Source organism: Fundicoccus sp. Sow4_F4, from assembly GCF_052116145.1.
Lineage (GTDB): Bacteria > Bacillota > Bacilli > Lactobacillales > Aerococcaceae > Fundicoccus.
Genome location: NZ_JBQKLQ010000006.1, coordinates 134,903 through 150,119 on the forward strand (window position 1 = coordinate 134,903; position 15,217 = coordinate 150,119).

The window sequence follows — 15,217 nt, forward strand, 5'->3', positions numbered from 1 at the left end:
AGCGGCTAGTTTGATAAAATCGTGCGGAACGCAGTGACGGACTCCTATTGGTCTTGGTGGATGAAAGTTTTTCAGTTAGTGTACTGACTGAAGTAAGTTTTCTTATGTCGTCGCAGCCACGAGAGAAGTTTGCTTCTGTCGTCGCAGCCACGAGAGAAGTTTGCTTCTGTCGTCGAAGCTACGAGCGAAGTTTGCTTCTGTCGTCACCGCAACGAGAGAAGTTTTCTTCTGTCGTCACTGCCACGAACGAAGTTTGCTTCTGTCGTCACCGCAACGAGCGAAGTTTGCTTCTGTCGTCGCAGCCACGAGCGAAGTTTGCTTCTGTCGTCACAGCTACGAGCGAAGTTTGCTTCTGTCGTCACAGCTACGAGCGAAGTTTTCTTCAGTCGTCGCAGCAACGAGCGAAGTTTGCTTCTGTCGTCGTAGCCACGAGCGAAGTTTTCTTCCGTCGTCGCAGCCACGAGCGGAGTTTGCTTCTGTCGTCACAGCCACGAACGAAGTTTGCTTCTGTCGTCGCAGCCACGAGCGAAGTTTGCTTCTGTCGTCACAGCCACGAGCGAAGTTTGCTTCTGTCGTCACCGCAACGAGCGAAGTTTGCTTCTGTCGTCGCAGCTACGAGCGAAGTTTTCTTCTGTCGTCGAAGCCACGAGAGAAGTTTGCTTCTGTCGTCGAAGCCACGAGAGAAGTTTGCTTCGGTCGTCGAAGCCACGAGAGAAGTTTGCTTCTGTCGTCGAAGCCACGAGAGAAGTTTGCTTCGGTCGTCGCAGCCACGAACGAAGTTTGCTTCTGTCGTCGCAGCTACGAGCGAAGTTTGCTTCGGTCGTCGCAGCCACGAGCGGAGTTTGCTTCTGTCGTCGCAGCCACGAGAGAAGTTTGCTTCTGTCGTCGCAGCAACGAGCGAAGTTTGCTTCTGTCGTCACCGCAACGAGAGAAGTTTGCTTCTCTCGTCACCGCCACGAACGAAGTTTTCTTCTGTCGTCACCTATTGTCCTTCAAGCACCCTCAAATTCTATCTACAGATTAATCTTCAGAGTGTTCTGATTTTCTTGGTACTTGATTGGGTGAGTGCTTATCATTGTATCTAAAGCTAATTTCAGAAAATAATTCATTTAAAGGCAGCTGTCCATTAGAATACTTTCTAGAATGAGGCAATCTTTTGAAATACTTGGCGAGCGTCTGATAGATTGCAGAGTAACAAATAATCGGACCTATGAGCCTTCCCACCTCAATCGCCGTTAAGTCCTCATAAGGAAATAAAATCCCATAATCACAAATTGTTCGGACAATTGCTTTTTCTCTACTTTCTGTATAGTGACAACTGCAACACTTAGCATGGTAGCGCTGAAACTCAATATCAAATGACGCACAATTCACACAATAAATACCTTTTTTTATTTTGGCGAATTCTTCTACTTTCAATGTCAGACGACGATCATCCGCTTGATGCTGACTCACCAACCAATTACTAAGGCGTTCATAACTTTGGTGGGGCGCTATTTGACAATTTTCTATCGCTTCCTTAATAAAGCGACGTAGCTTGGCACGTTTCAAATATGGTAGCGTCTCATCATCAATTTCAACCGTATCTTCTTCATTAATATAGACGACATAATTTTGAATCGGTAGTTTGAAACCATTCTGTTTTAACAGCTGACTTAACAAGCCCACTGTCCGTTCCAATTGTAGAAAATCATCATGATACTTCAACCGTCCATTCACTTGCCAACGCCCCTCTTTGTAATGATAATCAGCGGTATAATTTTTCACCTCAAAAACGGTCAACCCCAAATTGTTCACTAGAATCGCGTCAATCTGTATTTCACCACTTGGGGTTTTTAATCGAATATCCTGGAGTAACTGCCAATTTTTCGGCAAATATTGTCGCATAATCGCTCCAAATTCATGCTCCCCAAGCAAACCAGCTTGCTTATGCTTCAATTCTCGTTGCCCTTCTAACGTTAAACCTCCGCGCTTTTCCATCTCTTCTAACCACAATAAGTCCTGATGTTTTCGTAACTTCATTTCGCTCCTCCTGAAAGTCCTTTTATATAAGTACGTATTTACAGACAAAATATGCTTTTTAATTGGTTAAGTTTTTACTATGTTTTATGAAAATGAAAACTCAATTCGTTCATTAATCTCACAATTCAAGCATCGACGCTCACCCCTTTTAAATTATTAGGCAGCTTTTGTAAATTCGTCCGTCATTTCGTGGCGGACTCCTTGTGGTCTTCAGTTTTGGGGAGCATGATAAAAAGCCCACCGAATTCGGTGGGCTTTATTTAGTGATTGGTTAGATGAGGCTCATTCTGATGGCTTCTTTTTAATTTCTTCAAAGGATTCGTAATCGATTGGGAAGGCATCGTCGTTTCTAGTTGGATCGCTATTTTCTTCCTGGATAATAATATCGATGCTAGCTTCATTCTTGCCGACGAGACTTGCGAGGGATTTTCCGACGGTTTTGATTTGACGCATAATAAAATCTTCTTCTGTCATGGTTAGCCCGCTTTCTTTAACGTCATATTTTGACCGAAGATTATAAATTAGAAAACTTCAAAAAGTCTAGGAAATGGTCGGCCCAATGTTTCTCATGGTGGGTCGCTTGGGCAACAATGTGCAAGTCGATTTGATCAACCGGCAAACCGCTACGCAAGAGGCTTTGGTAATACCAGACTGTCGAGTTGATGTAAGCTTGGTTGATGCGGTTGTTTTTCATAAAGGTCTCGTCACCGGCATTGCCCTCGTTGGTTCCCACTTGGATAAAGACACGCGTGTCAGCTTTCAAGGGGTTGGCGTTAATAAAGTCTAAAAACTCACGTTCACTAAACCAAGACGCCAAAGAAAAAACGCCCAAATGGCCAAAAATCTCGGGATAGGCTGCGCCTATGTAAGCCGTGATAATACCACCCATTGAGCTGCCGGCCAATAAAGTCGACTGAGCTTCAGGACGCGTGCGGTAATGGCTATCAATGAAAGGCTTGAGCGACTCAACGACCCATTGGCCGTAAGCCATGCCGTCTCCACCCGCTTCCATAAATTCAGGCGTTTGGCTGTTATCAACTGGCCAAGGACCATATTCATCCAAACGGCGCTCGCCGGCATTATCAATCCCTACCACGATGACTTTCTGTAATTCTGGGTGGTTTTTAATCGTTGGAATGACTTTCCAGGAATATCCCGAAAAGGATTCCTTACTATAGAAGACATTCTGACCATCATGTAAATAGACCACCGGATAGTTGGCGCTCGTTTCCTTGTCATAATCTTTCGGCAACAAGACGCGCACCCGACGCTTCTGTTGATAATAGGGCACGTTCACGTGATGCGTGTCCATTTTTAAGTAGTAGTAATCTGCACCTTTAAATTTCACACTTATTCCTCCAAACTGACACTATTGCTGCAAAACAGCTGTGATTTCTTCATAGTCTTCAAAGGAAATAGTTTCTAAATCCTCTAAAGCAGGCACTCGTTCGCTCGTTGCTTGATGGGTCGCGCTGATAAGCGTATCGGTCATGGCGCTTTGCAAGCTCGCGTAGACTTGATTGCCATACACTTCCCGTTGCAAGTCTTCATCAATATCAAGCGTCATCTTGCTGGTTAAGGTCTGGGCCGCTTGATTAACTTCCAACACTAAAGAATAGTGCGTTCCTTGTGGATAATAAGTAACTAATCGCTCCTCGTTAGCCGTCAAGTAGTCACTCAAATCGACCGTTGCTTTAACTAAGTCGCCTTCAACCGTGAAGTCAGAAAACTGCCAATCAGGATTCAGGAAAAACTGATAGCCTTGTAAATGGAAGCCGGTAAACGCCTCATTATCTGCTTCAGCTTTCACTAAACGACCATCCACTGCCGCTGCAATTTCTTGAACACGTGCTTCGTAGTTCGGGTCGTATTTCGACGTCCAAGCCACTGTGCTTTCTAACAGCTTTACCATATCAGAGACCTCGACTCCATTATCATATAAGTAAACCACCAACGTCATGCCAGACGTTAGCTCAGCTTCAGGAATTTGAGTCGTATGTTTCATGCCTGCAACTGCTTGATCGTAAACCATCGTCACGAGCGATTCTTGAGTTGCATTCTCGATGGTTACCTGTGACTCGACCGTTTCTAACGCCGCAAATGCAGCAAGCACCGCTTTGAAAGTCGCCTCGTTTTCAACTGTACTTAAATCCACTACACTAGCTGCTTGGGCAGTCTTAATCGTCCAGACATTCCACAGTATTAATATCATCATTAATTTTTTCACGGCACACCACCCTTTCAATAAAATCAGTCTATCACACTAAGAGAATATGCTTAACAGCACTCTTAGCTATTCACCGCAAAGAAGCGCCAAGCGCTGACTTGGATAATTAGACAAAGCCTTTGCCTTCAGCCCGTCCATAATGCCAATCCTTCTTGTATAGTTTAGCACACATTCCGCCCTTAGAATATGTTCATCTACTAGCCACAAGCAACCTCCTCACAGTTTAAATTCATTAAAAAACCGCCATAATCAAATGGTCGGCATATGGCTTCCTCTTAAAATAAACCAAACACAAATTGCCCCAGCAAAATCATACCGATGGCAGCGAATAAAATCACCATACCTTCAAAACTGTTTGCTTTTCGATACTCTCGCCACGCCGTCCACAATAAACTAAGCCCTGCTAGCAATTGTACAATCAAACTAAAGGTTTCGTTATCAATGACACCTGTCATAACGCCAAGCAAATTCACAACCAGTACGCCAATAATCCCGAAGCGCACCCAATTATCTAATGTTTTCCCCTTCAAACAATCGCCTCCATTATATATACTGTGTAGTTTACCATACTTCATACAAGCTAACACGTAAAAAAAAAACGCCAAAAGCGCCTAAGTAGCTCTAACGCTCGCTTGGCTTCACGCAGCTAAAGCTTAGTAATACTACAACCCAATATCCGCTAAAATTTGTCGGAATTCCTCAGCCGTAATGGTCGTCAATTCATCCATACTGGGCACTTTCTCGTCCGATGGAGTCATCACAACATTGACATTCGTATCCGATAACATTGATGCCACGCTGATTCCTACTCATCCTCTGTACTTTCTGCAGCCAAAGCTTACTCCTCCACATCGATCGTCAACGTTGATGTCACACTAGTCGTCGCTGGATCAAACGTGTAAGCCATTGAAAACTGCGTCCCTTCAGGATATAAAGACGACATCTCAGGATTTTCAGTCATATAGCTTTCAGCATCAATCGTCACCGTCACTACGTCACCTTCCTTAGTAATCTCTGTAAACTCGATAGCTTCTGCCAAGAACATATTATCTGAAGCGTCCACCTCAAGTCCTTCAGCCGGTGGCGTCAGTACTAAAGTCTTCCCCGACTAGCGAGCGCACTTTTTCAACTTGCGCTTCAAAATCAGGATTTAAAGCACTCATAAAAGAGGTAGAAGACTCTAAGTAAAATACCTCTTCCGAAATCATCAAGCCATCATTATAAACATAATTAAGCAAAGTCATTAACTCATCTATAGTCACTCGCCACAATGACCGTCGTCACTTTCGTCGCCTCAGTCGCTTTGTCGTAAATCATCACCGTCGATCCGCCGTCATCTCATCGCTCATCTTTGAACGATAACCGTCCAACTCATTAAACTGCGTCAGAACACTTCGAATATACTCCTCATCACTCATCGACCCTTGATCGAAATTAATCGTCGACACCGCTTGAACCTAGTGACTCATCGAATCATCCACCGATAAGAAACTCATGGGCACAAATCCTAACCAAGCCGCCACACTCGCTCATCTGGCTAAATAATTTTCCATAAATACCCGTTTGACCAATCAAAACCCAACAAACGACAATAACTCATCACACAATAGGGCTTTAGTTTTCACAACTTTTGATAATTTTACTATAATACAAATACTTTTACAGCCCGATTAATATGTCATATAAATGAAAAACCGTAGGATTCACAAACGGAATCCTACGGTTGATGATTAGCTTGACTCTTAAGCGATTGGGTCACTTGGCAAATCATTTAATGACGGTAAATAGCTACAGCTTCATGGTCACACGAAGGGACTTCCGCTTTTAAGACCGCTAAGATTTGGTCAACCTTGTCTTGAGCAGATAACGTTAGAATCGTCGGCCCTGCTCCACTAATCACCGTTGCGTAGGCCCCTTGTGCCAATGCAAGCTCTTTGACCGGTTGAAACTGTTCGATTAATTGTTGACGGTAAGGTTCATGCAACATATCACGCATCATCATCTGCCCCATGGTATCATAATCCCCATTTAACATCGCCATCAACATCACATTACCTATCGCATTTTGTTCGGCAGCTTCTGAGTGTTTATAGTTTTGAGGTAAAATTCGGCGCGCTTCTTGGGTACTTAATTCGTAAGCTGGCACACTTAAAATTAAACTGACACCAGCAAAATCTGCCGTCTGGTAAAATACTTCTTGATTGGCATAATACCCCACGAATAAGCCACCTGTCACACAAGGCCCAATATTATCCGGATGTCCTTCAATTTGGCTCCCCAATAAAATTCGCTCATGTGATGTTAAGTTTAAATCGGCAAAGTGATTGGCCAATTCAATCCCGGCAACAATCGCGCTCGACGAACTGCCGAGTCCATGTGTTAAAGGAATCTCACTCGCCATATGCAGATGCAAAGTTGGTAGCTCTTTACCATATTGTTTGGCAATTGCTTTTGCCGTTTGAACCACCAAATTTGCTTCATCACGTGGTAAAACGTTTAGAAAGGCTTGTTCAAAATCAACTTGCCATAAATCACTTTCCCAAGCTTTAATCGTTAAAAATTTATCAACCGCTAAACCAATTGAATCAAAACCGACCCCTAAATTAGCACTAGTGGCGGGAACTTTACAGTAAAATATGTCCTTATCACTTGTCATGACTTTCTAACTCCATTCTTTTCCTTCAATCGGATAAGCGGCTAAGACCTCCGCTGTCTTCTCCAGTTGTTCCATTTCTGTCGGGGTAAGGACTGTCGTAATCGCGACAAAGTCCTGGTCGTTTGCGACGATTTCTGCCAAGCTCTCACTGTCATGAGGTTTTTCAGCCAGGCGGACATAATATGATCTGGCCGTTTGGTCTGCCACAATCGTGGCGCTTTGATTTGGTATCTTATTGGCATGCTGCGTAGCACTGGTAATGTTCATGACATCCGAAACAATTGCCGAGGCCGTTTCAAGGCCACCTGCTCCTGGACCGTAAAACATGACTTCACCTACGCCATTACCTTTGACAAACACACTGTTCATCGCATCATTGACATGGGCCAATTGATGCGTCATTGGTAGTAAGACTGGTTCCACATTGACAGAAACCATATCTTTGTCAGCATCGTGGCGGCTTTTTCCTAACAGTTTCATGACTAGACCTGCTTGATTTGCATAGTCTAGGTCAACCACTTCTACGTTTGAAATGCCACGGTGTTTGACATGATCTAATTGAATGGACCTGTTGTAAGCCAAACGCGATAAGAGCGCTATTTTGCGACCGGCATCGAAGCCCTCGACGTCATTGGTTGGATCGGCTTCCGCATAACCGAGTGCTTGGGCTTTATTTAGAGCAACCTGGTAATCCCAACCATCTTGGGTCATGCGTGTCAGAATATAGTTGCTAGTACCGTTGAGAATACCCAACACTTGGCTGATTTGGTTACTGTTAAGTCCCGTTTGAATCCCACGGATAACCGGAATGCCACCGGCAACGCTAGCTTCATAGGCTAGCACCACTTTGTGCTGATTCGCCAGTTGACTTAATTCATCGATATGTAAGGCCAGTAAATCTTTGTTTGCTGTGACAACATGCACGCCATTGGCTAGGAAGCGCTGAATAATGGCACGCGTTTTTTCAATGCCGCCCATGACTTCGACCACCAAATCCACATCGCTTTCATAGATTGTATTGATATCATCGGTGATGGTTATCCCTGTCAAATCAACGTCACGTTGCTTCGTCACATCATTGACAAAAGCATGAGTAACGGTTAGCGTTTCGCCAATCGACTGACTGATTTTCTCGTGATTAATTTGTAAGAGTTCAACGACTCCAGAACCTACCGTACCTAAACCTAGAATTGCGATCTTCATATTCTTATCTTCCTCTACCTTCTTCATTGTTTTCTCATCTAATTATAATTATTTTACCGTAAATGCTATGTTTTTGCTAGCCGTTATTGTATTATTGTAAGAGATGAAATGAATAAAAAGGACGTATGTATATGAAAGTAGCGAAATTCGGAGGTAGTTCTTTAAGTTCTGCGAGCCAGATTAAAAAGGTTGCCAATATTATTAAAAATGACCCAGATATTCGAGCAGTTGTTGTTAGCGCGCCAGGTAAGCGTGAAGAATCGGATACGAAAGTGACTGATTTATTAATTGCTTTATTTACAAACCATTTAGCAGGGCTTGATGTTCAACCTGCCCTTGAGAGTATACTCAAACGGTATCTGTTGATTGTTGAGGAATTAGGTTTATCAACCGCTCTAATCGAGCGTTTCGACCGAACTTTGCGTGGCTATTTGGCGATGATCAAAGATGAGGCACGATTATTAGATGCCTTAAAGTCAGCCGGTGAAGATTTTAATGCACAAGTTGTCAGTGATTATTTAACTAGCCTAGGCATCCAATCGGCCTACTTATCTCCCAAAGATGCAGGTATTTTTGTAACAGATGAGCCTTCAAACGCCCAACTATTACCCGAATCCTATGATAATTTGAAGCAATTGATTGGAAACGAGTCTTTGATCGTGATTCCAGGTTTCTTTGGTTATTCGAAGAAAGGCGACATCGTTACTTTCCCACGTGGCGGTTCTGATATCACTGGGGCTATTGTGGCTCGCGGTTTAGAAGCCGATGTCTACGAGAACTTTACTGACCAAAGTTACATCTTCTCTGCTCACCCGGGTCATGTTCGCAATCCTCACGCGATTAATGCCATTACTTACCGAGAAATGCGAGAACTATCTTACTCAGGTTTCAGCATTTTTCATGATGAGGCGCTGGAGCCTTTGTATCAAGTGAAAATCCCCGTTCAAATCCGTAACACCAATCAGCCGGAAATTAAAGGTACACGGATTGTGGCGGAGCGTCGTGATGTCAACGAATATCCTGTCATCGGGATTAGTAGTGATGAAGGGTTTACGGCCATTACGATGCGCCAGTATTTATTAAACCGCGAAGTGGGTTACACGCGTCGTTTGCTACAAATTTTTGAAGACCATAATATTTCGATTGAGCATATTCCTTCAGGAATTGATAACATCTCGATCATTATTCGCTCTCACCGTCTAAAAGATAATGAGTTAAACCAAATTGTGCAAGAAATCCAAGATAAATTGAACCCAGAATGGGTGCAAATCGAAGAAGATTTAGCCATGATGGTTATTGTGGGCGAAGGCATGCGTGATGTGACTGGTTTAGCCAATAAAGCCACGAGTGCTTTGGCTGAGAAAAACATTAACATTCGCATGATTAACCAAGGGGCGTCCGAAATCAGTATGATTTTTGCGATTGCGATTAAGGACCAGAAGCAAGCTCTAGCAAGCTTGTACGAAAAATATTTCAACGAATAAACGCTAGAACCTCACGCCTGTGAGGTTTTTTCGTCTGTACATTTGAGTAAATGACTCCTTTGATATCAGAGTAACTAGACCTCAGGTGGGCGGCGCCGACGATGTATTTTCATATATAGACCTATTGAACCGCCTGGAGTTTGTGATATAATAAACAATGACATAATCATCGGGAGGGATTAATATGGAATTGGGAGTAACAAATTTTTCGACGACAATCGCTAAGGCCTGTCATAAAAAAGAAGCATTATTTAATGAAAGCAAGTGGCGCTACGCTTTAAGGGCGACTTTAGCGGGGGCATTCTTGACCTTAACAACGGCTGTCGGTGGGATTGCAGCTGATAATAGTATGTTAATTCATCCAGCTCTAGGTAAGTTTGTTTTTGCTTTTTTGTTCGCTTGGGGCTTAGTATTTGTCTTATTCCTCAACACGGAATTGGCGACATCCAACATGATGTTTTTAACAGCCGGAGTGTATTATAAATCAATCAACATCTCAAAGGCTGTGAAAATTTTATTATACTGTACCCTCTTCAACTTGGTGGGAGCTTTATTGATTGGCTGGCTAGCAAGTTTCAGCGCCCCTTTCATGAGCCTGAGTGAGTCAAGTTATCTAGTCACGACGGTTGCTGGAAAGTTGGCAAAACCAACTGGGCAAATTTTTGTCGAAGGAATTCTGGCAAATGTATTTGTGAATATTGCTATCTTAGGTTTTCTGTTAATTAAAAACAGCTCAGCCCGGGTATCTGTTATTTTGGTAGCGGTCTTTATGTTTGTTTATTTAGGCTACGACCATGTCATTGCTAATTTCGGCTCATTTTCTTTAGTGATGTACAATCAAGCAACTTTAATTAGCGGCTTTGACGTTTTAAATATCCTTCGACAATGGTCAGCAGCTTTTGTTGGCAATTATGTCGGCGGCGGGATTTTGATTGGTCTGTGTTATGCTTATATGAATCAGACCCAAACTGTTTACCGCGATTAATTCGATGAGTTTAGACTAGCTTCTGTTTCTTTGGAAATAGGAGCTATTTTTTTATTTGAAGAAAATAAGACACTCAATTAGCTGTTTAATATTTAATGATGATTTTCATAAACAAAGGAGCCATTATAATGTTTAATTTCAAAAAAATATACGCCAACTCTTGTAATAATAATAAAGTCACATTCGAGTCTACCATTAACACTTAACCATGTACGATACAGCACCTTCCAATGCTGTTTAGCATATCTTGTAATAAACTCAAAGAAAATCCGTTCACCTTGATAGCCCATTCTTTGAACCCAAAGTAGCTTCTTATCATCCGTTGAAAGATTCGTCCGTTTTTCTAGCACTTCAAGTTGTAAAAGTTCAAATGGCTTTGCAATGTCCTTCTGAAAACTTAGTTGTTGAAGCGCTGATTGTTCTGCTTGCATAAAATTTTCCTTTCCTGAGTGTGATTTAGTTTTACTTCCTCTTATATAAATACACATTTTTTTGCGTTTTATGCTTTTAATTCGAAAATAAATTGTTCTTTTTTTTTCAGGCTGTAATTTAGTCTGCATTAAAGGCTTCATTAGAAGGTTTCCATATACATTTATGACCGGCTAATTTTTCGTTTCTGTCTTGAAATGGGGATTCTTCTGTCGCCACATCGTGGCGTTTGCCGCGACGATGTGAAATACCTTCCAGGGCCCGTCGCTCGAATCGCCACGATGTGAAATGAGCCATTTGGGGTGTTTCTGCTCGAAAATGTGCTAAAAACATGCGTATTTGACCGGGTTTTGGGACTTTTTCACGTTTACACATCGTGGCGTTTGCCACGACGATGTGAGACACCTTCCCCGACCCGTCGCTCGTGTCGCCACGATGTGAGATAAGGTAAAACCAAGAAGGTGTGCTGCCTGTCGCTAGCACGATTAAACAGCCACTTGAACTTCATTAAATCGTCGCGAGCAAAGCAAGCAACACCGCTGGTCTTGTCGCAAGAACGATCTTGGCGAAAATAAATATTTTCTAAAACACCACATGTCCTTGCTTTCAAGCAACCCACCACTCCCACCAAAACCAAAAAGGTGTGCTGCCTATCGCCAGCACGATTAAACAGCCAACTTGAACTTCATTAAATCATCGCGAGCAAAGCAAGCGAAACCCATCGTCTTGTCGCAAGAACGATCTTGGCGAAAACAAGCCCAACTAAATCCACCGGCCTTTCCAAACTAGTTCACGCTACACCTCACACACCGCATTCATCACGCAAGCCTACAACACATTACTTTGTTTCTCTCAATCTCCCATCAGTCTACATACGACTTAGAAACACCACACCTTGTTAATTACACCTCACAGCGAAATCCCCAACAAAAAACTCTACTAAAGCTCACACAATCTAAAGTGGTTGTGCGAACTCAGTAGAGTATTTATTTATATTTAATTAGACTTTCATCGCGCCTCAAAAATAATCAAATTCATGAGAGCTAAGCTAGACCATCCGGCTATTCTCTAACCTGACCTTGTCCTTCGATAACATACTTGTAGCTAGTTAAGGCCTCTAGCCCCATTGGACCTCGTGCATGAAGTTTTTGAGTACTGATGCCTAACTCGCCACCAAAACCGAAGACTTCTCCATCAGAAAAGCGTGTCGACGCATTGACATAGACACAAGCTGAATCAATGTCATTCAAGAAATTTTGTGCTGTTTGGTAATCTTTTGTGATAATTGCATCTGAATGGCCAGTAGAAAAACGCTCAATATGGGCAACGGCCGCATCATAATCTTCAACTACTTTAATCGCTATACGATAGTCTAAAAACTCCGTCGCATAATCAGTGTCATTCGCCAGGGTGGCTTGTGGTACTATTTTGACTGTGGTGTCATCTCCTAAAATTTCCACGCCTGCATCTAAAAGTGCTGCTGTTGCTTCCGGCAGGAACTTCTCCGCCACAGCCACATCAACCACCAGCGTCTCTAAAGCGTTACACACTGAAGGACGTTGCAATTTACCATTCAATAAAATAGTGTAGGCTTGTTCTAAATCAGCCGCCTCATTTACATACAAGTGACAATTGCCGACACCGGTTTCGATAACAGGAATCGTTGCTTGACGTAGAACTGCTTGAATCAAACCAGAACCACCACGCGGTACCAAACAATCTACATATTGATTCATCGTCATAAATTCAGCCGCCAACTCACGCGAAGGATCAGTAATTAGTTGAATGGTTGTGTTTGGCACTTTGCTTTTCGCCAAACCCGCTTGAATGGCCTTAACAATCGCTTGATTACTTTCGAGCGCTTCCTTACCGCCACGCAAAATCACCGCATTGCCTGCCTTCAAACACAAAGCCGACGCATCAACCGTCACATTTGGACGCGACTCATAAATAATTCCAATCACCCCTAAAGGCACACGGCGACGACTAATCCGCAAGCCATCGCGGTTCACCCATTGTGAATCTGTCTTTAAAATCGGGTCTTCTAGACTTGCAATTTGTTTTAAACCATCAACCATCCCTTGAATACGCGCTTGAGTCAAGGTTAAACGCTCAAGTAAGGCAGTTGTCAGACCGTTCTGACGCCCATTTTCTAAATCGAGCGCATTTGCCGCTAAAATCTCATCCTGTTGTTCCAATAAAGCTTGCGCAATCGCTGCTAAGGCATCATTTTTATCTTTGGCCGATAACAAACGCACCACGCGAGCCGCTTGCTTAGCCTGTTGGCCTAAGGTTTCTAAGTAAGTCATGTCCATCCTGTCCTTTCAAAATCCATCTATCGAATTGTCTCAATTGCCTGCAATCGCCAAACGCTTTAATCCTCACTTTTGAACAGCGTCCCAATAGCGTCACCTTCTAAAATTTTAAACAAGCTCGTCGGATCCTCGCTACTCGTGACAATCATTGCCTTCTTGGCAGCCAGCATTTTCTCGGCAGCTTTGATTTTCGTCAACATACCACCTTTAGAAAATTCAGAACCCTTGCCACTCGCCATATAAATAATCTCATCCGTAATTTCCGTCACCCGATCAAGCATCGCCGCTTCTGGGTTACGCATCGGATTATCTGTATATAATCCGTCCACATCGCTCAATATGATTAACAGTTGCGCATCCACCACTTTGGCAACAATTGCCGATAAGGTATCGTTATCACCAAATTTGGTTTGATGATCCAGCTCATCGACCGCCACTGCATCATTTTCATTAATAATTGGAATAATATTCTTCGCAAGCAAAGTCTCCAAAGCCGTCCGCACATTAAGCAAAGACTCCGGAAAATCAATCACATCCCGCGTCAGCAAAATCTGGCCCACATGTTGATTATAATACTGAAAAAAACGATTATAATGCCCCATCAGAATACTCTGCCCAAAGGCAGCCAAAGCCTGTTGCTCCGCGATTGTATTGGGATACTCATCATAAGCCAACGTACTCGCGCCAACACCAATCGCCCCAGACGTCACAATAATCACTTCTTTACCCGCCTGCTGCAAGCTAGCACATACATAGGCCAAGCGATCAATTTTTTGATAATTCACTTTTTTCTGAGATTGCATAATAGAATTTGTTCCAATTTTTATAACAATCCGCTGATAATCCTTGATAAACTCTCGTTCCATAACGTCTCTCCTAGTCCCTCGAATACTTTTATTATACCGAAACAGCAGAATTAAGCTAGTGTCTTTTCTAATGTTTCTCATAACTATTTAATAAATAACACCAAGCCCACAGGCAAAATAGGCCGCTAAATTGCTCGAGCCAATTAAAAGAAGAGAATGCTTCCTAGTAATAAAAAAAACTCGAAGCAACTGCCTCGAGTAGTCAAAATTTTGCTTAGATATCCACCGTATAAAGTGACGCTTCTAACTCTTTTTTAAAGTCTTCACTACGCCATTCCCGCTCATAGCCAAGGCAGTTACAACTATAGATAATGCCATCACGTTCAAAGGAATGTCGATAATGCACGTGCCCCATGCAACTATGCTTTATCGGAAACTCTTGATGAAGGCTGTCAAAATCATCCGTCGCAATAAATGCATTGAAATAATCAAATTGCGGATGTGGCATCTTCACTGTAAATTCAGGGACCGTCACCATATGCGTCACGAGAATCACCTCACGCTCCCCGACAGCTTCCAGATCCTTACGGACAATCTCAGCAAATTTTCGAGATAGCTCACGGTCTGTCATTCCCCAATTCGTATTTAACTTATCTTGCCAAGTTCGTTCACCATAAACCCCTAATTCCAATTCTTACTCGCTAAAACGCGGGTCATGAACAGAATGATTATACCAAGCAGAATGCCCAACTAAGGCATAGTGATCGTTTAGAATAAGCGGTCTCTCCATGAGACATTGCGGGTGATTTGTATAACGACGATAAACAGCGGCGCTGTCTTTAACGTCTGAATCCCTTTCCCAATAATCATGATTGCCTGGAATAAACTTGACTGGCCGATCGATGACTGTTTGCAATCTTTCAACAAAGCGTGTGCTTGTCTCGTAACTATTGGAAATGTCTCCGCCAATCACCAATAAATCGATTTGTTGTTCAGTTACTATCTCATGTAGGGTGTAATAAAAATCTGTTTCGCCATAATTTTCGTTTAAATCATAATGTAAGTCTGATATAACGCCAATTCTCATAAT

At 42.8% G+C, this 15,217-nt stretch carries 18 protein-coding genes; 2 read left to right on the top strand and 16 right to left on the bottom strand.

Going from position 1 to position 15,217, the window contains the following annotated elements; genetic code table 11:
• Positions 1-1,020 precede the first annotated feature (1,020 nt).
• The 11 genes from ACTQ5J_RS09875 to ACTQ5J_RS09925 form a co-directional block, all read right to left on the bottom strand.
• Complete coding sequence (locus ACTQ5J_RS09875; RefSeq protein ID WP_441752606.1) at positions 1,021-2,022, bottom strand: nuclease-related domain-containing protein; 1,002 nt, start codon at positions 2,020-2,022, stop codon at positions 1,021-1,023.
• 282 nt (positions 2,023-2,304) lie between these two features.
• Entirely contained in the window at positions 2,305-2,496 is a 192-nt protein-coding gene (locus ACTQ5J_RS09880; protein ID WP_441752607.1) for a hypothetical protein, read from the bottom strand.
• A 40-nt stretch (positions 2,497-2,536) separates the two neighbouring features.
• On the bottom strand, positions 2,537-3,334 hold the full coding sequence (locus tag ACTQ5J_RS09885; protein ID WP_441752692.1) for an alpha/beta hydrolase: 798 nt from the start codon (positions 3,332-3,334) through the stop codon (positions 2,537-2,539).
• Positions 3,335-3,391: 57 nt separating this feature from the next.
• Positions 3,392-4,249 (bottom strand): hypothetical protein, encoded by an 858-nt coding sequence (locus ACTQ5J_RS09890; RefSeq protein WP_441752608.1) that lies wholly within the window; start codon positions 4,247-4,249, stop codon positions 3,392-3,394.
• A gap of 275 nt (positions 4,250-4,524) precedes the next feature.
• Positions 4,525-4,779, bottom strand: coding sequence for a hypothetical protein (locus ACTQ5J_RS09895; RefSeq protein WP_441752609.1), 255 nt, complete (start codon positions 4,777-4,779; stop codon positions 4,525-4,527).
• Between the two features lie 132 nt (positions 4,780-4,911).
• Positions 4,912-5,046 carry a hypothetical protein gene (locus tag ACTQ5J_RS09900; protein ID WP_441752610.1) on the bottom strand — a complete coding sequence of 45 codons (135 nt, stop codon included), beginning with the start codon at positions 5,044-5,046 and terminating at the stop codon, positions 4,912-4,914.
• A gap of 41 nt (positions 5,047-5,087) precedes the next feature.
• The gene (locus ACTQ5J_RS09905; RefSeq protein ID WP_441752611.1) at positions 5,088-5,312 is read right to left on the bottom strand and encodes a hypothetical protein; all 225 of its coding nucleotides are present in this window, start codon (positions 5,310-5,312) and stop codon (positions 5,088-5,090) included.
• A 10-nt stretch (positions 5,313-5,322) separates the two neighbouring features.
• Positions 5,323-5,487, bottom strand: a complete 165-nt coding sequence (locus ACTQ5J_RS09910) for a hypothetical protein (RefSeq protein WP_441752612.1) — start codon at positions 5,485-5,487, stop codon at positions 5,323-5,325.
• 78 nt (positions 5,488-5,565) lie between these two features.
• Positions 5,566-5,697 (bottom strand): hypothetical protein, encoded by a 132-nt coding sequence (locus ACTQ5J_RS09915; RefSeq protein WP_441752613.1) that lies wholly within the window; start codon positions 5,695-5,697, stop codon positions 5,566-5,568.
• 323 nt (positions 5,698-6,020) lie between these two features.
• Positions 6,021-6,905 carry a homoserine kinase gene (gene thrB, locus ACTQ5J_RS09920; protein WP_441752614.1) on the bottom strand — a complete coding sequence of 295 codons (885 nt, stop codon included), beginning with the start codon at positions 6,903-6,905 and terminating at the stop codon, positions 6,021-6,023.
• A gap of 6 nt (positions 6,906-6,911) precedes the next feature.
• The gene (locus ACTQ5J_RS09925) at positions 6,912-8,135 is read right to left on the bottom strand and encodes a homoserine dehydrogenase (protein ID WP_441752615.1); all 1,224 of its coding nucleotides are present in this window, start codon (positions 8,133-8,135) and stop codon (positions 6,912-6,914) included.
• A 104-nt stretch (positions 8,136-8,239) separates the two neighbouring features.
• Here ACTQ5J_RS09925 and ACTQ5J_RS09930 point away from each other — a divergent pair, with 104 nt between their 5' ends.
• Together ACTQ5J_RS09930 and ACTQ5J_RS09935 are read left to right on the top strand one after the other, a co-directional pair.
• Positions 8,240-9,592 carry an aspartate kinase gene (locus ACTQ5J_RS09930; protein WP_441752616.1) on the top strand — a complete coding sequence of 451 codons (1,353 nt, stop codon included), beginning with the start codon at positions 8,240-8,242 and terminating at the stop codon, positions 9,590-9,592.
• A gap of 184 nt (positions 9,593-9,776) precedes the next feature.
• The gene (locus tag ACTQ5J_RS09935; RefSeq protein WP_441752617.1) at positions 9,777-10,577 is read left to right on the top strand and encodes a formate/nitrite transporter family protein; all 801 of its coding nucleotides are present in this window, start codon (positions 9,777-9,779) and stop codon (positions 10,575-10,577) included.
• Positions 10,578-10,669: 92 nt separating this feature from the next.
• On the opposite strand, the gene ACTQ5J_RS09940 is transcribed toward ACTQ5J_RS09935, so the two are convergent.
• From ACTQ5J_RS09940 to ACTQ5J_RS09960, 5 genes are all read right to left on the bottom strand, one after another.
• Complete coding sequence (locus tag ACTQ5J_RS09940) at positions 10,670-11,137, bottom strand: nuclease-related domain-containing protein (protein WP_441752618.1); 468 nt, start codon at positions 11,135-11,137, stop codon at positions 10,670-10,672.
• A 930-nt stretch (positions 11,138-12,067) separates the two neighbouring features.
• Positions 12,068-13,315: a glutamate-5-semialdehyde dehydrogenase gene (locus ACTQ5J_RS09945; RefSeq protein WP_441752619.1), complete on the bottom strand. Its 1,248-nt coding sequence runs from the start codon at positions 13,313-13,315 to the stop codon at positions 12,068-12,070.
• A 65-nt stretch (positions 13,316-13,380) separates the two neighbouring features.
• On the bottom strand, positions 13,381-14,187 hold the full coding sequence (gene proB / locus ACTQ5J_RS09950) for a glutamate 5-kinase (protein WP_441752620.1): 807 nt from the start codon (positions 14,185-14,187) through the stop codon (positions 13,381-13,383).
• Positions 14,188-14,401: 214 nt separating this feature from the next.
• A complete protein-coding gene (locus tag ACTQ5J_RS09955) occupies positions 14,402-14,818 on the bottom strand; it encodes a hypothetical protein (protein ID WP_441752621.1) in 417 nt (138 codons plus the stop codon).
• 3 nt (positions 14,819-14,821) lie between these two features.
• Positions 14,822-15,214 (bottom strand): metallophosphoesterase, encoded by a 393-nt coding sequence (locus ACTQ5J_RS09960; protein WP_441752622.1) that lies wholly within the window; start codon positions 15,212-15,214, stop codon positions 14,822-14,824.
• Positions 15,215-15,217 lie beyond the last annotated feature (3 nt).